This is a genomic window from Spiroplasma attinicola, assembly GCF_023509825.1.
GTDB classification, from domain to species: domain Bacteria; phylum Bacillota_I; class Bacilli_A; order Mycoplasmatales; family VBWQ01; genus Spiroplasma_D; species Spiroplasma_D attinicola.
In genome coordinates this window covers 179,802-198,817 of record NZ_JAKQXY010000001.1, presented here as the reverse complement: position 1 = coordinate 198,817, position 19,016 = coordinate 179,802, and the positions used below count along the sequence as shown (strand labels likewise).

The 19,016-nt window shown below is 26.2% G+C and carries 17 protein-coding genes; 9 read left to right on the top strand and 8 right to left on the bottom strand.

What is annotated here, in order from left to right; genetic code table 4:
- Positions 1-21: 21 nt before the first annotated feature.
- From LT335_RS00945 to LT335_RS00915, 7 genes are all read left to right on the top strand, one after another.
- Positions 22-543 (top strand): adenine phosphoribosyltransferase, encoded by a 522-nt coding sequence (locus LT335_RS00945; RefSeq protein ID WP_249727951.1) that lies wholly within the window; start codon positions 22-24, stop codon positions 541-543.
- Positions 544-547: 4 nt separating this feature from the next.
- Positions 548-2,782: a RelA/SpoT family protein gene (locus LT335_RS00940; protein WP_249727950.1), complete on the top strand. Its 2,235-nt coding sequence runs from the start codon at positions 548-550 to the stop codon at positions 2,780-2,782.
- A 77-nt stretch (positions 2,783-2,859) separates the two neighbouring features.
- Positions 2,860-4,143, top strand: a complete 1,284-nt coding sequence (gene hisS, locus LT335_RS00935; protein WP_249727948.1) for a histidine--tRNA ligase — start codon at positions 2,860-2,862, stop codon at positions 4,141-4,143.
- Positions 4,143-5,906, top strand: a complete 1,764-nt coding sequence (gene aspS, locus LT335_RS00930; protein ID WP_249727946.1) for an aspartate--tRNA ligase — start codon at positions 4,143-4,145, stop codon at positions 5,904-5,906. Before hisS ends, aspS begins: the two co-directional genes overlap by 1 nt.
- Positions 5,907-5,983: 77 nt before the next feature.
- On the top strand, positions 5,984-7,993 hold the full coding sequence (tkt, locus tag LT335_RS00925; RefSeq protein WP_249727944.1) for a transketolase: 2,010 nt from the start codon (positions 5,984-5,986) through the stop codon (positions 7,991-7,993).
- Position 7,994: 1 nt separating this feature from the next.
- Positions 7,995-8,231: a YneF family protein gene (locus LT335_RS00920; RefSeq protein ID WP_249727942.1), complete on the top strand. Its 237-nt coding sequence runs from the start codon at positions 7,995-7,997 to the stop codon at positions 8,229-8,231.
- Between the two features lie 113 nt (positions 8,232-8,344).
- Complete coding sequence (locus LT335_RS00915) at positions 8,345-9,481, top strand: acyltransferase family protein (RefSeq protein WP_249727940.1); 1,137 nt, start codon at positions 8,345-8,347, stop codon at positions 9,479-9,481.
- Positions 9,482-9,610: 129 nt separating this feature from the next.
- Here the strand turns inward: LT335_RS00915 and LT335_RS00910 are convergent, their stop codons facing one another.
- From LT335_RS00910 to LT335_RS00875, 8 genes are all read right to left on the bottom strand, one after another.
- Entirely contained in the window at positions 9,611-10,543 is a 933-nt protein-coding gene (locus LT335_RS00910; RefSeq protein WP_249727939.1) for a hypothetical protein, read from the bottom strand.
- Positions 10,544-10,728: 185 nt separating this feature from the next.
- A complete protein-coding gene (locus LT335_RS00905; RefSeq protein ID WP_249727937.1) occupies positions 10,729-11,649 on the bottom strand; it encodes a hypothetical protein in 921 nt (306 codons plus the stop codon).
- Between the two features lie 32 nt (positions 11,650-11,681).
- Positions 11,682-11,924, bottom strand: a complete 243-nt coding sequence (locus tag LT335_RS00900; protein ID WP_249727935.1) for a hypothetical protein — start codon at positions 11,922-11,924, stop codon at positions 11,682-11,684.
- Between the two features lie 149 nt (positions 11,925-12,073).
- The gene (gene plsY / locus LT335_RS00895) at positions 12,074-12,802 is read right to left on the bottom strand and encodes a glycerol-3-phosphate 1-O-acyltransferase PlsY (RefSeq protein ID WP_249727933.1); all 729 of its coding nucleotides are present in this window, start codon (positions 12,800-12,802) and stop codon (positions 12,074-12,076) included.
- Between the two features lie 111 nt (positions 12,803-12,913).
- A complete protein-coding gene (locus LT335_RS00890) occupies positions 12,914-13,222 on the bottom strand; it encodes an SWEET family sugar transporter (RefSeq protein ID WP_249727931.1) in 309 nt (102 codons plus the stop codon).
- On the bottom strand, positions 13,222-13,539 hold the full coding sequence (locus LT335_RS00885; protein WP_249727930.1) for an SWEET family sugar transporter: 318 nt from the start codon (positions 13,537-13,539) through the stop codon (positions 13,222-13,224). Before LT335_RS00885 ends, LT335_RS00890 begins: the two co-directional genes overlap by 1 nt.
- 72 nt (positions 13,540-13,611) lie before the next feature.
- The gene (locus LT335_RS00880; RefSeq protein WP_249727928.1) at positions 13,612-14,022 is read right to left on the bottom strand and encodes a hypothetical protein; all 411 of its coding nucleotides are present in this window, start codon (positions 14,020-14,022) and stop codon (positions 13,612-13,614) included.
- Positions 14,023-14,040: 18 nt separating this feature from the next.
- A complete protein-coding gene (locus LT335_RS00875) occupies positions 14,041-14,193 on the bottom strand; it encodes a hypothetical protein (protein WP_249727927.1) in 153 nt (50 codons plus the stop codon).
- Positions 14,194-14,354: 161 nt separating this feature from the next.
- Here LT335_RS00875 and LT335_RS04460 point away from each other — a divergent pair, with 161 nt between their 5' ends.
- Together LT335_RS04460 and parC are read left to right on the top strand one after the other, a co-directional pair.
- On the top strand, positions 14,355-16,262 hold the full coding sequence (locus tag LT335_RS04460) for a DNA gyrase/topoisomerase IV subunit B (protein ID WP_249727925.1): 1,908 nt from the start codon (positions 14,355-14,357) through the stop codon (positions 16,260-16,262).
- 25 nt (positions 16,263-16,287) lie between these two features.
- Positions 16,288-18,912, top strand: a complete 2,625-nt coding sequence (gene parC, locus LT335_RS00865; RefSeq protein ID WP_249727924.1) for a DNA topoisomerase IV subunit A — start codon at positions 16,288-16,290, stop codon at positions 18,910-18,912.
- The last annotated feature ends 104 nt before the right edge of the window (positions 18,913-19,016 follow it).

Below are 19,016 nucleotides of genomic sequence, written 5' to 3'. Positions count from 1 at the left end.
TAAAGATTTAAAGGAAAAAAAATGAATTTAGATACAATAAAAAAAATGATTCGCAATGTTCCTAATTTCCCAAAATCAGGAATTCAATTTAAAGATATTACTCCTGTGCTTGCTAATCCTGAAGCGTTTTCGTTTGTTATTAAAACTTTTGCTGATTTAGTTAAAAAAGATCAAATAACAGCGATTGCAGCTCCAGAAGCGCGTGGCTTTATTTTTGGTAGTGCTTTAGCACTTGCTTTGAAAGTTAAATTTGTTCCAATTAGAAAAAGTGGTAAGTTACCTGCTAAAACTTATCATGTTGAATATCAATTAGAATATGGAACTGATAAGTTAGAAATTCATCAAGATGCTTTAACAAAAAATGATCGAGTTTTAATTATTGATGATTTAATTGCAACTTCAGGAACAATTCATGCTTGTATTGAATTAGTACAATTATCACAAGCACAAGTTGCAGCAATTGCGACTTTAATTACTTTAAAAGAATTTGAAGATCAACAAAAATTTGGTAAGATTCCTTTTCATAGTTTAATTGAGTTTTAAAAATATGAATAACATTACTTGTAAAGATTTTAATGAAGTATTAAAGCAAGCAAAAAGCTATATTAAAAATGAAAAACTTTTGGTTCAAATTGAAAAAGCATATCAATATGCTGAGTTGAAACATCAAGGGCAATTAAGAAAAAATGGTGATCCTTATTTATATCATGTTTTATCAACGGCATATACTTTAACTTTATGACACTTAGATCCTGCAACAATTCAAGCAGGTCTTTTGCATGATATTTTAGAAGATACACCAACTAGTGTTGATGATTTAGTAACAGAATTTGGTCAGGAAGTTGCGGCATTAGTTTCAGCAGTAACAAAAGTTAGTCATTTTGCTAAAGAAAAGCGAGCAGAAATTAAATCTGATTATTTAAGAAAATTATATTTAAGTTTAGCTGATGATATTAGAGTAATTATTATTAAGATGGCTGATCGTTTACATAATATTAGAACAATTGAATTTTTAGATTTAACAAAGCAAAAAGTTGTCGCTAAAGAAACATTAGAAGTTTATGCTTCAATTGCTCATCGTTTAGGAATGCGAGAATTGCAAGCAGAGTTAGAAGATCGTTCTTTTGCCGTTTTATTACCAGAAGAATATCAAAAAATTAGTAATCTAGTTAAAAAAGATGAAGAAAATCGAAAACAATTAGTTGATAATACAATTAAAGAAATTAGAAAAACTTTAGTTAAACATGAAAAGTTAAAGTTTGATATTTATGGGCGAAGTAAAAATCTATTTTCAATTTATCGAAAAATGTATTATTTTGCTAAAGATTTTAACCAAATTCATGATATTTTAGCAATTAGAATTATTAGTAATTCCGTTGATAATTGTTATGCAATTCTTGGTTATTTACATCAAAAATTCACACCATTACCAGGTAAATTTAAAGATTATATTGCGACACCAAAAAATAATATGTATCAATCATTACATACTTCAATTGTTAATAAAAATGAAATTTATGAATTACAAATTAGAACTGAAGAAATGGAATATTATGCCATGGTCGGTGCTGCTGCTCATTGACGTTATAAAGATGGTGAAGAAATAAGTCCTAAGAAAAAACAAGCAGAAATTGATGAAAAATTAAATATTTTTCAAACAATTTTGGATTTAAATACAGTTAAAAGTGAAGAAGCAAATGCCGATTTAGAAACTGAGATTAAGCAAGATTTATTTAGTGAATTAATTTATGTTTTAACACCTAATGGTAAAGTTGTAACATTACCACTTGGGGCAACAATTTTAGATTTTGCTTATAAAATTCATACTGAAATTGGTGAAACTGCCATGGGTGCTCGAATCAATGGTGTTTATTCTGCTTTAAATACAGTTTTAAAAACTGGTGATGTTGTTGAAATTAAAACTTCAAAAACAGTAAAACCAAATTATGACTGGTTAACAATTGCCAAGACAAATTTTGCTCGTCATAAAATCAAAAAATATTTAATTCAAACAACTCCTTTAAAACCTGAAACAAAAACTAAAGGGGTGGCTGATAATGATAAAAGAATTGTTAATGTTAAAGAGCAAATTGATAAATATCTTCAAGATCATAAATTACGCTGAAGAATTGCAAGTAGCTCAGTTATTTATAAACGCTTAAAGTTTTTAAAATATCCAACTTATGATGATTTTTGTTTAGCGATTGCTAATGGGACTTATACAATTGAAGATGCTGTTAAAGAAGTTTTATTTAAAGATTCATTAAAATTTAAAGATTTTAAAACCAGAAAGAGTGTTAATTTAAGTAAATCTAATAAGATTAATGATGTAATTGTTGAAAATGCACCGACAATTAAAACGCAATTAGCTCGTTGTTGTTTACCAATTCCTAATGAAATGATTATTGGTTATATTAGTAAAGGTCAAGTAATTAAAGTTCATCGTCCCGATTGTCCAAATATTATTAATGAAACAAAAGGTGACAAAAAAGCACGAACTTTACCAACAGTTTGAAATTTACCAGCAACAATTATGAGAACTTATGATGCTGGGATTAAAATTTATTATTTGGACCGACCAGGATTATTAGCCGATATTATTAATTTATTAAATCTTTTGAAAGTATCAATTCAAAATGTTGATGCTAATAATCAATTAATTAATCATAAGGGAGTTTTGAAATTAACAATCAAAGTCCCCGATATTGATCGGTTACAGCAAATTACTTCTTCATTAAAGAAGGTACCTGATATTATTGATATAACAAGAATAATTTTGTAAAATTTTAAGTATATCAAACTCTTTTATTAAAAATCTTTGTAAAATATAATTAAGCAATATAAATTTAAGGTGAAAAAATGAAGTTTCAGCGTCCGAAGGGAACAGAAGATTTATATAATCAACAAGTAATTATTTTTAGTAACATTATTAGTAAGTTAGTAACTGTTGCTAAAAATTTTAATTATCAAGAAATTATTACTCCGGTAATTGAATCAGCAGATTTATTTTTACGCTCAATTGGTTCAACAACTAATATTGTTGAAAAAGAAATTTATCAATTTTTAGATAAAGGCAAAAGAAATCTTGCTTTAAGACCTGAAGGAACAGCTGGTGTTATTCGTGCTGTTGTTGAAAATAAACTTTATAATAATCAAAAACAAACATTAAAATATTTTTATTATGGTAATATGTATCGTTATGAAAATCCGCAAAAGGGTCGTAACCGTGAATTTCACCAATTTGGTGTTGAAGTTTTAGGAACAAAAGATCCGTTATTAGATGTTGAAGTAATTATTTTAGCAGCAAAAATGTTAGAAGCATTAAATATTAATGATTATCAATTAGCAATTAATTTTTTTGGTTCTGAAACAACAAAAACTAAATTTAATCATGCTTTGTCAAAAGCTTTAATGAAAGTAAAATCAAAATTACCACTTGAATTACAAACAAAAATTAAAACTAATCCGTTACGAATTTTAGATGCTCAAGAATTTCAAACTTTAAATTTAGCGGTACCAGAAATTGCTCAATTTTATTCGCCAGAAGAAAAAGCATATTTTGCTACGATTACTAAGATGTTAACAATTTTAAAAATTAATTTTAATATTAATCAAACTTTAGTTCGTGGTTTAGATTATTATAATGGTGTTATTTTTGAATTTGTTAGTAATAGTGATGCTTTGGGTAAAAGTCAAAATACTTTAATTGGTGGTGGCAGATATGATAATTTGGCACAAGAGTTAGGAGTACCCTATCCTTATCCAGCAATTGGTTTTGCTTTTGGAATTGAAAGATTAATGTTATTATTAGCAAATAAACCAAAGTTCACTGAAACTAAAAAATTAGATTTATTTATTATTAGTCAATTTCAAACAGGATTAAGTCTATCGTTACTTTTGTTAAATGATTTACGAAAAATAAGGTATTTTGTTGATGGTAATTTTAGTTTATTTAATGATAAACAAAAAAGTAATTTAATTAAAAGTATTCAAACAACTAATAATCTTTTAGTATTAGAAAAAGTTAATCAAGCAACTTGTTATCAGTTAACAAAAAAAACAAAAGTAGTAATTAAATTTGAAAATCAAGAACAATTATTAACAAAAATTATTGATTTACTGAAAATAAGTGAGGTTAAATAATGAATACTGGATATCGTACTAATAATTGTGGCAGTTTGACAAAAAATGATTTGAAACAAAATGTTATTTTAAGTGGTTGAATTCATGCCATTAGAGTTAAAAAAAATGCAATCTTTTTAGACTTACGAGATCGATATGGTTTGACACAGATTGTTATTAAAAGTGATGAACCTAATTTTGATAATTTAAAAAAAATGAAAGTTGAATCAGTAATTCAAGTTACCGGTCAAGTTGTTGCTCGACAAGTTGCTAATCCTAAATTAACAACCGGTGCAATTGAAGTAGTTGCTGAAAAAGTTAAAATTTTAAGTGAAGCTAAAGCACTTCCTTTTGTCATTAATGATTCCAATAATTTTACTGCTTTAGAAGATTTACGCTTAAAGTATCGTTATTTAGATTTAAGACGAAAAGAAATGTTACAACAATTAAAATTTAAACATCAATTTCTTAATATTATTCGTAATTTTTTAATTGCTGAAGGTTTTTTAGAAGTTGATACACCAGTTTTGACTAAATCAACACCGGAAGGAGCGAGAGACTTTTTAGTTCCGGCACGGATTAAGAAAAATGCTTTTTATGCTTTACCACAATCACCACAGTTATATAAACAATTATTAATGATTAGTGGCATTGATAAATATTATCAAATTGCTAAGTGTTTTCGTGATGAAGATTTTCGTGCTGATCGGCAACCAGAATTTCAACAATTAGATTTAGAAATGGCTTTTGTTAAACAAGCAGATGTTATTGAGTTAGTTGAAAAATTAATGACAAATTTATGAAAGCAATTAAATTTACCAGATTTAGTTTTTCCTTTACCTTGATTAAGTTATCAAGAGGCGATTGATTTATATGGTAGTGATAAACCTGATTTACGATGTGTTTGTAAAATTGTTAATTTACCATCAACAGTGAAAGATTTATTTTTAAAAGGTTTTTGAGTTAATGATAAATTTACTGATGCAACAAAAAAAGCAATCTTACGAATTGTTGAACAACATCAAGGTAAGAACTTTTTAGTATACTCAAGAACAAAAGGTCGAATTATTTTTAGTACTAATAATAAAATTATTTTAAATGAAACACAACTTACAACTTTAGGAACAACAAATGCTGAAAAAGAAAAAGACCTTTGTTATTTAACTTATGAATCTGATAATACTGGTGCGATGGTTTTAGGTGCAATTAGAACTTTTTATTGTTTAGATCAAGAACGACAAGCAAAGCATCCAGATTTCTTAGCAAATATTAATACTTATCGTTTATTATGAATTGTTGATTGACCAATGTTTGAAAAAATTGATAATAAAATTTCTGCTTGTCATCATCCATTTACTAGTCCTTTATTACCAGAACAAGTTTTAGATTTAAAACAAAAAGATTTTGATCAATTACTAAAAATTAAAGCATCAGCTTATGATTTAGTTTTAAATGGTAATGAAATTGCTGGTGGCAGTGTGCGAATTTTTGACAAGCAATTACAAGCAAAGATTTTTGAAATTTTACAATTAAAACCAGAAATTGTTAAAGAACAATTTGGTTTCTTTTTAGATGCTTTTGATTATGGGGTGCCACCTCATGCTGGGATTGCTTTTGGTATTGATCGTTTATTGATGATTTTAGCTAAGAACAATTCAATTAGAGATACGATTGCCTTTCCAAAAAATAGTAGTGGTATTGATTTATTAACTAATAGTCCAAGTGCGATTGATGTTAAACAATTACAAGTATTGGGATTAAAAATTTTGAATGATAAAAAATAAATGATATTAACTTTATTTTTTTGAAAAAAATCATTAAGATTATAAGGGAAAATGGTTAAAGTTGGAGGAAGTAAAAAATGCCAAATAATATTGATCAATTAACAATTAATTCAATTCGAGTTTTAGGAGTTGAAGCAGTTAATAATGCTAAAAGTGGTCATCCAGGAATTGTTTTAGGTGCGGCACCAATGGTGTATGCTTTATTTAAAGATCATTTAAAATTTAATCCAAAGAATCCTTATTGATTTAATCGTGATCGTTTTATTTTATCTGCTGGTCATGGTAGTGCTTTATTGTATTCAATGCTATATCATGCTGGTTATAATTATAAAATTGATGATTTAAAGAATTTTCGTAAGTTAGATAGTAAAACTCCAGGTCATCCAGAATATGATTTAGATTTAGGAATTGAAATGGCAACTGGACCTTTAGGTCAAGGTTTAGCAACAGCTGTTGGTATGGCGATTGCTGAAAGTTTTTTAGCAGCAAAATATAATCAAGATAATCATAAATTAATTGATCATTATACTTATGTCTTATGTGGTGATGGTGATTTACAAGAAGGGATTACTCAAGAAGCTTTAAGTTTTGCAGGTCACTTTAAATTACATAAGTTAATTGTTTTATACGATTCAAATGATGTGCAATTAGATTCAGCAACTGATGCCGTTATTTCTGAAAATACTGAAAAAAGAATGAAAGCCTTAAACTGAAATTATTTAAAAGTTACTGAGGGCAATGATTATCAAGCAATTAGTAAAGCAATTGCAAGTGCTAAAGCAAGTGAATTACCAACTTTAATTGAAGTTAAAACAGTAATTGGTTTTGGGGCAACAAAGCAAGGAACTCCAGCAGTTCATGGTGCGCCATTAATGGATGATATTGCAACAGTAAAGAAAAATTTACAATGAAATACTAAAGAAACATTTTCAGTTCCCCAAGAAGTAATCAATAATTTTCAAAAAGCAAAAATTAATCAAGGTCAAGATGCAGAACGAAAATGAAATAAACTATTAAATGATTATCAAAAAAATTATTCTGATTTATATCAAGAAATTAGTTTTGCTATCAAAGGACAGTTATTTAATAATCCCTTTTTATTTAATAAAATTGACTGACAAAGTATCATTAATAATGAATCTGTCGCAACAAGAGTTGTTTCAGGAAAAATTTTAAAACTTTTATCACAACATTATCCAACATTAATTGGTGGTAGTGCTGATTTATCTAGTTCAACAAAAGCAATGGTTTCAGATCAAGATTATGATAGTAAAAATTATCGTGGTCGTCATCTTCATTTTGGTGTTCGAGAATTTGCGATGTCTGCAATTGTTAATGGTTTAACTTTACATCAAGGTTTAATTGCTTTTGGTTCAACTTTTTTAGTATTTAGTGATTATCAAAAAGCTGCTTTAAGATTAGCAGCATTAATGAAAATTCCTTCATTATTTATTTTTACTCATGATTCAATTGCTGTTGGTGAAGATGGACCAACACATCAACCAGTTGAACAATTATTAATGTTAAGAACAATTCCTAATTTTAATGTTATGCGTCCAGCAGATGTTAGAGAAACAATTGGAGCTTATAAAGTTGCTTTAATGGCAAAAACTTTTCCTAGTGCGATTGCTTTAACAAGACAAGATTTACCACAAATGACTAATAGTAATATTGATGCTGTTGCCAAAGGTGCTTATATTATTAGTGATGAAGATAAAACAAAAGCATTAGATTTAGTTTTTATTGCTACAGGTAGTGAAGTTCATTTAGCTGTTGAAGTACAAAAGATGTTAGTTAAAAATAAAATTAATGCTCGAGTTGTTTCGATGCCATCAACTTATTTATTTGATCGACAGGAACAAGAATATAAAAATAAAATCTTGCCAATAACAATTAAAAAGGTGGCGATTGAAATGGGTGTTAATGACTCATGATATAAATATGTTGGACTTGCTGGTTTAGTAATTGGTATAAATCAATTTGGTATGTCAGGTGAAATATCAGCAGTTTTAGATAAATATGGTTTTACAAGTAATAAAATTTATCAAAAAGTTATCAAGTATTTAACAAATAAGGAGGTAAAATAATATGATTCCGTGATGAGCAGGATTAATAATTGGCATTGTTGGTGCTTTAATTGGTGGTGGAATTGGTTTTTTAATTACTAAAAGAATTTTTGAAAAACAATTGGAAAAAAATCCACCAATTAATGAAAATATGATTCGTGCAATGTATTCACAAATGGGTCGTAAACCAAGTGAAGCGCAAATTAAATCAGTAATGCAAGCAATGAAACGACAACAAAGAATGACAAAGAAAAAATAATTATGAAAAAAGAGTTTTTATCATTTTATTTTTGCTAGTAATGATAAAACTCTTTTTTATTTTAATTAAATAGAATCTATTAGAATTAACATAGAAATTATTAGAGGATATATATGGTTGATTTTTTTAATATTAAACATAATCTTAATATTAAGACCCGTGAAAGTGGTGTTGAATTATTAAGAATTTTATCAATGTTTTTTGTTATTATTATTCATGAAATTTTTTATTTTTTACCTAGTGATAATTTGTTTGTTGTAATTGGCAGAGTTATTAGTTGACCAGCAATCTTTTGTTTTGCTTTTATTACCGGATATTTTTTGATTTTAAAAAATGATCAAGGTAGTAAAATTAAAAGATTTTTATTTTTAACTTTAGAAATTGTTATTTGAAGAATATTAATTTCTTTAATTTATTTAATTGCTGCTTCATTTATTGCCCATGATTCTGTTGCAAATTTTTTTTATGATTTTTTTGTTAATGTTATTATTGATTTGATTTCACCTAATTTTTGATATTTTTGAGCAATTATTTTTGTTTATTTAATCTTTCCATTTTTTGCTAGTTTTTTAGATAAAAATTATAAGAACGGAAAGCAATTATTAAAATGAATTTTATGATTTTTCTTTATGATTACTATTATCGCAACTCTTGGTCATGCTTTAATTAAGGTTATTCATTATAATTTTTCAGCTTATACTGACTGAGCTACATTTGGCATTGTTATGTTTCCTGCAGTTTTAGGTGGTTATTGACATTTAATTGAGCAAGAGAAAAGATGAGAATATAATTCCAAAATGCAGTTATATGGAGTTTTAGGATTAGTTATTGTTTATTTAATTAATTTTTCATGAGAATGATGAATGAAAGATGGTGGAACTGCTCGGACATATTTAAATCCTTTATGAACTTTAGCAGGATGATTTTATTTTTTAATTTTTAAAGGATTTAAATTTCATAATAAATTTATTAATTGGTGATCAGATTTAAGTTGATGAATTTATGTTCTTCATCAAGGTTTTATTTATCTCTGAGCATCAACATTAATGTCATATACTAATTTGGATAATTATAGTCGTACTATTTTAACAATTTTAATTTGTTATTTCTTAACAATTATTTTAGTTTTAGCAACACAAAATTTTGATCGTTTTATTTTTAAACCTTTTATCTGAGAAAAATGAAAAAAATGATTTAAAACTATTAATGAAAAACGAAAACAACAATCAAAATTACAAGAAGAAAAATAAATCTTAATAATGAGTCAATTATTATTTAATTGAACTCATTTTTTTAATTTTAATAAATATTAGGATTATTAAAGATTAATTTTAAGATAACAAAATGCTATTTTTTTCTCATTGTTTTAATAAAATTTTTTATCATTGTTGAATAATAAATTCTTGATAGTTTTCATCAAGTTTTAAAATGCTAATAAAAACAGTCATATAAGAAACACCAAAATTAAATCCTAGGAAGCGAATTATTATTAATAATAAATAATAATTTTCATCAATTAATAAATTCTTAAGCATTTTACGAACAATTATTAACCCGGTAATTTTTTGCAGTGATCAAGCTTGCAAAAAAGTAAAAGTTAGAAAAATAATTGATGCACAAATTCATTTAATAATATTAACTGAGACAAAATATCCAATTGGAATTGCTAATATTATTAATATTAAATTAAATAATAAAATCAATAATTCAATTTTAGTACTAATTTTGGAGAAATTTTTAATTGTTTCAGAATTTAAATTAGAATGTTTAATTTCTTGCTGCTTTAGATTTACATTTATCATAGATTTTTTATTTTTTAAAAAGATTAAACTTCCAATGACGCTAAAAAGATTTAAAGTGATAATATCTAATCATAATAACTTTAAATAATTATTACGATATTTGTCTCGTAATGATAGTTTATAATAGTCACTAATTCAGCGAATAAAAAATAAGATTACTAAAAGATTAATAATTAAAATTCCAATTCAAGGAATTCTAATAGGAGTTTCAGGAGCACCAGATATTTTAATTTTAAAAGCTTCAAGAACTAAAAAAAGCCAAGTATAAAACATATTTGCTATAATACTAAATGCCAAAAAAATACCGTCAATTCAATAGGTTAAAAAAAATAATCTTAATATTGCCGGTTTAAGATCAAGATTAGATTGAATTAACGATTTAATACTATATAATCTATGAGTTGCAATTATTTTTTTTCTTGTTGTTTCAATTTCTATTGTTGTAATTGAATTTTTTTTAGCAATTGTTAGTCCGATGATTCTTGCTAATCATATTGAAAATCAACCCATTATAAACCTACTTTCACTAAATATTGTTTTGATTATATTTTATTCAGTGGAAATTTTTCTTGGAATAATAAAATAAGTTCACTTTCATTTTACTCCTTTACCATAGTTTAGCATTATTGTTGCCTAAATCTTTAATATAACCATTATTATGGTATTGTAAATTATCTTTAAGAATTGTAGCAATTTTATCATTGTTGAATAATAAATTCTTGATAGTTTTCATCAAGTTTTAAGATATTAAAAAAAACAGCCATATAATAATCATTTAAAATAAATCCTCAAAAACGAATAATTGTTAATAATAGATAATAATTATCATCAATTAATAAATTCTTAAGCATTTTTTGAACAATTATTATTCCAGTAATTTTTAATAATGATCAAATTTGCAAAAAAGTAAAAGTTAGAACAATAATGCATGCACAAATTCATTTAATAATATTAACTGAGACAAAATATCCAATTGGAATTGCTAATATTATTAATATTAAATTAAATAATAAAATCAATAATTCAATTTTAGAGAAATCTTTAATTGCTTTGAAATTTAAATTAGAATGTTTAATTTCTTGTTGCTTTGGATTTATATTTGTTATAGGCTTTTTATTTTTTAAAAAAATTAAACTAGCAATAATATTAAAAAAATTTAAAGTAATTGTATCTAATCATAATAACTTTAAATAATTATTACGATATTTGTCTCTTAATGATAGTTTATAACAGTCACTGATTCAGTGAATAAAAAATAAGATTACTAAAAGATTAATAATTAAAATTCCAATTCAAGGAATTCTAATAGGAGTTTCAGGAGCACCAGATATTTTAATTTTAAAAGCTTCAAGAACTAAAAAAAGTCCAGTATAAAACATGTTGGCGGTAATACTAAGTACCAAAAAAATGCCATCAATTCAATAAGCTAAAAATAATAATCTTAATATTGCTGGTTTAAGATCAAAATTATTTTTAATTACAGTTTTTGTACTACGTAATTTATGAATAGCATCTAACTTTTTTCTTGTTGTTTCAATTTCTCCTTTTGTAATTGCATTTTTTTTGCCAATTACTAATCCGATGGTTCTTTCTAATCATATTGAAAATCAACCCATTGTAAACCTACTTTCCCTAAATATTGTTTTGATTATATGTTATTCAGTGGAAATTTTTCTTCAAATAATAAACCAAGGTCATTGTCATTTCACTCCTTGCCATTATCGGCATTAATCATTTGTCTTGTTATGGTAGCAAAAAGACCAGAAATTAGTTTAAGAAGCGGTGTAAGTCATCCAGTTGCAGAAGTTAAAGCTAAAATAAAACTTACTAAAGTACTAAAACCTTTTTCATATCTCCTCCAGTTTTTAATAAAAATATTTATTAAGATCAACTAGAAAAAATTAATCTCCTCTTACCCAATTGATTACATATGTTATTATATGAAAAGTTTATTTTTTTACAATATTAATTTTAAAAATTTGCAAAAAAATAACCCAGAATTAATATTCTGAGTTATTGATTTTTTTATATTTTTTTAAATTACTTTGTTTTATTATTTTGTTTTTCTTCTGTAATTTTTTTATTTTTGCGATCAAACATTGTTACTTTTCGTTCAGTTTTATTGAAAATTCGCATTAAATTAGATCAATGGCGCATGATAACAACAATTCAAGTTAACAAAATAATTCAACTAATCATATTGTATTGTATATCATGTGGTCATACATAAGCATTGACTGGCATATGAGGAATTCAAGAAATCGCAAAGGCAATTCCGACCATTAATACTGATGATAATGAAACCATTTTTCAAATATAAAGAATTGCTCATCAAGCAGCAACAGCAACAACAAAATAAATTGGATTAATTATTAGTAATAATCCTAATGATGAAGCAGCACCTTTACCACCACGAAAACCAAAATAAAGTGGTCAACAATGACCAATGATTGAACCAAATCCAGCATAATAAACAAAAGCATCATTAAATAAATGTGTTCATTTAGCATTTGCAATGTGAATGAATGTTAATCCTCAAGCAACTAAAACAGCAATCATTGGTTTAAATCCATCGGCAAATAAAATTATTATTCCTCATTTTTTACCTAAAACTCTTGTTGAATTGGTTGCTCCAGCATTATGTGAGTGATATTCTCGTACATCTCTTTTAAACTTTTTTTTACTAACAATAATTGAAAGCGAAAATGATCCAATTAAATAACCAATAATCATGAAAATGAAAGTTCCCAAAATATTAATATGTTGCATTTATTTTCTCCTTTTTTATTCTCGTTTAGATTATAACAAATTAAAATATTAAGACAAAATACAATAAAAAAAACAAAGTAAAAGCTAGTAAATTACTAGCTAAAATTTTATTTAATTATTATTATTTTCATTATTATTTGCTTTATTTAGTTTTTTAACTTTGTAAATGTTATAAAAAATTAAACCTAATAAAATCGCATTAACAATTCAACCAAAAGCATTTGCTGCTAGTAAAGCTCAGTTTTCTTGAAAACTAGCATAGACAATGAAAAAAGTTAAACCAAGATGGTAAATTACATAAGAAATTCATGATAAACCTTTGGTATTTTTTGTTTTTATTAGTTTATATGTTTGTGGTAAAAAGGCAACTGAAATCAGAAATGCACCAATGTAATTAATTATTTGAATGGCGATAGGCATTATTTTTGTTCTCCTTCTTTATGTTCTTCTTGTGGATTATTTCGTGCCTTAATAATATTAATTGTTGCGATGATTAAAATTATAATTGTGAAAAATCCAGTAATTGCTTCACAAATAATGATTGGAATATCTTTAGCATAAATTCCAAAGATTAAAAAACCAATACAACCTAGTAAAAAAATACTATAGGAAATAATTGAAATTCCTTTGGTTTCTTTTTTAATAATAGTTTTAAGAGTTTGCGGTAAAAAAGCTAATGGGATACAAATACTAGCTAAGTAACCGAGTACTTTAATAGCAATTTCTGTTGATGACAAAATGTTCCTCCTTGATTTTTCAAAAAACTCGTGCTAGTTGAAAATCTTAACACGAGTTTATTTTAATTGATTTTATATTATTTTTCTATTTTCTTGATTTTCATCGTTACTATCTTCTATTAATGAATTAGATGATTCATTAATAGTATTATTATCTTTTTTCTTTAATTCTTCTAATAGTTCTTGATTTTGTTTTAATAAATCTTTAATAACTTCTTTATCTTCTTTATTTGCTTCTTCTCTTTTAATGTCTTGTGCTTTTCGGACTGCTTGTTCTGCTTGGGTTTGTTTTTCGTTTTCAGCTTCTCTTGCTTTACTTAAAAGAACTCAACCAATTAGTAATCCAAGTAATCCTGTACCAAGAAAACATAAAATCATGCCGGCAGCATTATTTTTCTTACACATTACCGCGCCACCCCATGTAAAGCCAATTGCTCATCCAAAAACAATTATTAAAATGATAATTAATGTTACTGCGTACATTGTTTATTTCCTTTTTTATTATTGTTGATTGTCTTCTTGTTCTTCGTCTTCATTTTCTTCTATATCTGCTATATCTTCTTGCTCTTCAGATTCTTTTTCTTCTTGACTTTCGTCTTTTGAAGAATTGTCATCTTTATTTTTCTTTCATTTTTTTCAAAATTTTCAGTTCATTTTTTCTTTTGCCTTTCTTTAATTAATAGTTATTACTTATTTTTATTATAGCAAATAAGTTTAATTAAGTTAATTATTCTTTGAAATAATTCTTACTAAGAGTTTATGATAAAATTATTAAGAATTAAAATTTACTTTGAAGCAAAGATTGAAAGGATACTATGCCACAAAATAATATTTATAATGAATCATCAATTCAAATTTTGGAAGGTTTAGATGCTGTTAGAAAACGTCCAGCAATGTATATTGGTTCAACTGATGTTCATGGTTTACACCATTTAGCGTGAGAAATTGTTGATAACGCAATTGATGAAGCACTTGCTGGTTATTGCACTAATATTAATGTGACAATTAATCAAGATCATTCAGTGACAGTTGAAGATAATGGTCGCGGAGTTCCAACAGGAAAACATAAATCTGGGAAATCAACACCAGAAGTAATTTTTACAATCTTGCATGCTGGTGGAAAATTTGATGATCATAGTTACAAGAGTTCTGGTGGACTTCATGGTGTTGGTGCTTCGGTTGTTAATGCATTAAGTAAATCTTTAAATGTAACAATTTATCGTGATAAAAAAATTAGTGAAATTAAATTTACTAATGGTGGTCGTGTTGCTAAATCGTTAAAAACAATTGGTAAAACTAATAAAACCGGAACAATCGTTAAATTTTTACCTGATTTTGAAAAAATCTTTTCAGGTTGCGATTGAAATTATCATTTATTTGAGCAACACTTAAGAGAAAGTGCTTTTTTAATTAATAACTTAGCAATTAAATTAGTTGATAAAAGAACAAAGAAAGAAGCAACATTTCAATATAATAATGGTTTATCTTCTTTTATTGAATATTTAAATGTTAATAAAAACAAAATTTCACCAATTTTAACCTTAAAAGGTAAACAAAATAATATTGAAGTTGATATTGTTATGCAATATTGTCAAGATAATAATGACACAATTCTTGGTTTTGCTAATAATGTTAAAACAATTGATGGTGGTAGTCACTTAATTGGTTTTAAAAGTGGTTTAACAAAAGCAATTAATGAATATGCTCGTAGTAAAGAAATCTTAAAAGCTAAAGATAAAAATTTAGAAGGAAATGATTTACGCGAAGGATTAGTAGCGATTGTTTCATTACGAATTCCAGAAAGTTTAATTCAATATGAAGGACAAACGAAAACAAAATTAGGAACACCAGAAGCAAGAGTTGCTGTTGAAACTATTGTTAATGAGCGACTATCATTTTGATTACACGAACAACCTGAAGTTGCACAACAAATTATTAATAAGGCAATTAAAGCACGAGACATTAGAAATGCTTTAAGAAAAGCACGAGAAAAATTAACAAAGCAAGATAAAGAAAATCAAAGATTTTTAATTACGAAATTAATTCCACCACAAAAACATAATCCTGAAGCAAATGAACTATTTTTGGTTGAAGGCACTTCTGCTGGTGGTAGTGCTAAAACAGCACGAAATCGTGCCAATCAAGCAATTTTGTCATTAAAAGGAAAAGTTATTAATGCATTAAAAACTAATGTTGCTTATTTATTTAATAATGATGAAATTAATATGATTATTGCTGCTGTTGGTGCTGGAGTTGGAAAAGACTTTGATTTAGATGAAGTTAATTATCATAAAGTTATTATTATGACCGATGCTGATAGTGATGGTGCTCATATTCAACTTTTATTATTAACATTCTTTTATCGGTTTATGCGCGATTTAATTACTTCGGGAATGCTTTATTTGGCTTTACCACCATTGTTTAAACTTACTTATGCTAATAATAGTTATGAATATTTATGAACTGAAAATGATTTAAAAATTGGTTTAGAAAATGTTAAAGGTAAGTATGATATTCAACGTTATAAAGGGTTAGGAGAAATGAACTCTGATCAATTATGAGAAACAACAATGAATCCTGAGACAAGAAAATTAATTAAAGTTCAAATTGAAGATGCCAAAATTGCTGAAGAACAATTTAAAATTTTAATGGGTGATGATGTTGATTTAAGAAAAGCTTGAATTGAAAAAAATATTTCTTTTGAAGTTGAAGATCTTAATTAAATAAGAAGAAGGGAAAAGAAAAGTAATGTCTACTAATAATCAAGATTTAGTTAATGAAAGCAATCATGATGAACAATTATTAGTTTATTCAATTTCTTATTTATTAGGAAATCTTTTTAGTCGTTATTCAAAGTATATTATTTTAGATCGTGCTTTACCTGATGTTCGTGATGGTTTAAAGCCAGTACAACGGCGAATTCTTTATGCAATGAATGACTTAGATTTAAGTGCTGATAAACCTTATAAAAAGTCTGCTCGTGTTGTTGGTGAAGTAATTGGTAAATATCATCCACACGGTGATGCTCCAGTTTACGGTGCAGTTGTTAGAATGGCGCAACCATGAAAATTATATTTACCATTAGTTGATATGCAAGGTAATAAAGGATCAATTGATGGTGATAGTCCTGCTGCGATGCGTTATACTGAATTACGTTTAAGCCCAATTGCTCATTTATTATTACAAGATTTGAAAAAAAATGTTGTTGATTTTATTCCTAACTTTGATTCATCAGAAACAGAACCAGTAGTTTTACCTTCATATTTCCCTAATTTATTAGTTAATGGTGCGACAGGAATTGCCGTTGGTATGGCAACGAATATTCCACCACATAATTTAGCAGAAGTAATTAATGCTATTATTTATCGGATTAATAATCCGGAAGCAACTTTGTCAGAAATTATGAGAAATGGTATTAAGGGACCTGACTTTCCAACTGGAGGAATTATTCAAGGTCTTTCTCATATTAAAACAGCTTATAAAACTGGTAAAGGTAAAATTGCTATTCGTTCAAAAACAACGATTGAAACAAAGGCAAAAAATAATAAAGATCATCGAATTGTTATTCATGAATTACCTTTTGAAGTTGTGAAACAAGATTTAATTAAGAAAATTGATGATATTCGTGCTTTAAATAAAATTCATGGTATTAAAGAAGTAAGAGATGAAACTGATCGTCAAGGTTTAAGAATTGTTATTGATTTAACTCATGATGCTCATGCTGAAGAGATTTTAAATTATTTATTTAAAAATACTAATTTACAAGTTTATTATAATTTTAACTTAGTTGCAATTGCTAATAATAAGCCACAAATTTTATCATTAATTCAATTATTAGATTTTTATATTAATCATCAAGTTGAAGTTGTGACAAGAAAAAGTAAATATGATTTAAAACAACTAAAAAAACGTTTAGAAATTATTGAAGGTTTAATTATTGCTTTAAATTCAATTGATAAAGTTGTTAAAGTAATTAGAACAGCTAAGAATAAAAGTCTAGCTTGTGCTTCATTAATTAAAGAATTTGATTTAACAGAACGACAAGCAGAAGCAATTGTTTCTTTACGTTTATATCGTTTAACGGTTGCTGATGTTAATACTTTGTTAGAAGAAAAGGCATCAATTGAAAAAGCGATTATTAATTTAACTAACATTTTAAAAAGTAAAAAAGTTTTAAATAGTACAATTATTGAGCATTTTAACCAAGTTAAAGGTAAGTATTCAGTACCAAGAAGATCAGTTATTGCTGGTGAAATTAAAGAAATTGTCATTGATGAAAAAGCAACATTAAAAGAATTAGAATTATTTGTTACAGTTAGTTATGATGGTTGAATTAAAGCAATTAATAATCGTTCAATTGCCCAAACTGATATTGATTATAAGGAGTTTGGTCGTAAGCCAACTGATATTATTGTTAGTCAAGGTAAAATTGATAATTTAGATAATTTGTTATTAATTACTAATCGTGGTAATTATGTTATTATTCCGGGTTATAAATTAACTGAAAGTAAATGAAAAGATGTTGGAATTCATATTAATACTTTAGTGAAATTAATGCCATCAGAAAAAATTGTTGCTAGTGCTATTGTTAATAATTTTAAACAAGAAAATTGTTATTTAGTTTTAGTATCACAATTAGGATTAATTAAACGAGTAATGATTAATAATTTTGCTGATAAAAGTTTTAATCGCGCCATGAAATGTATTGGTTTAAAACCTAATGATCAGTTAGTTAGTGCTAATTTTACTAATGGCAAAGAATGAATTGTTTTAAGCACTAAAGATGGTTTTACATTAAAATATTTAGAAAATAATATTAATGTTTTAGGTTTAAGTGCTCGAGGAATTAAAGCTTTGAATTTAGGATTAAATGATAAAGTTATTGGCGCTGCAACAGGAAATAGTAATGATGTTTATGGAATTTTAACTGCAACCGGTCATTTTAAGAGAATTAGTTTTAGTAGTTTAGAACAGACAGTAAGAACAACAAAAGGGCAAAAAGTTCTTAATCTTCCAAAAAGAAAAATTGTTAATTTAATTTCAAGTTTTAAAGCCAATGACAAGATTAATATTAATTTATTAACTAATAAAGAAAAATGAACAATTTTTCCTGCTAATAAAGTTGGTGTTACTCGTGTTAATGAAGGTCAAGGAAAGGCAATTGCTGAAGGAATTATTAGTGCTAATAATATTTGTTTATGAGACTTAAGAGTTGCGAAAGAAAATAAAGCATCAAATCAATCAGATTTGATTACAAAAGATGCAGGTAATCACCAAAATCAAAGTGAAGAAGCAGCTAATTTAATTCAATCAGAAGTTGAAGACAATCTTGAACTAACAAAACCACAAATAATAAAATCAAATAAAAAGTAAATCATAGTGTGTTCTAATTTTGATTAGAACACATTTTTAAATTAATTTTTAAAGTTTAATTATTTTATAATAAACATGATATATTTAAGTAAATGAGGGAAGTA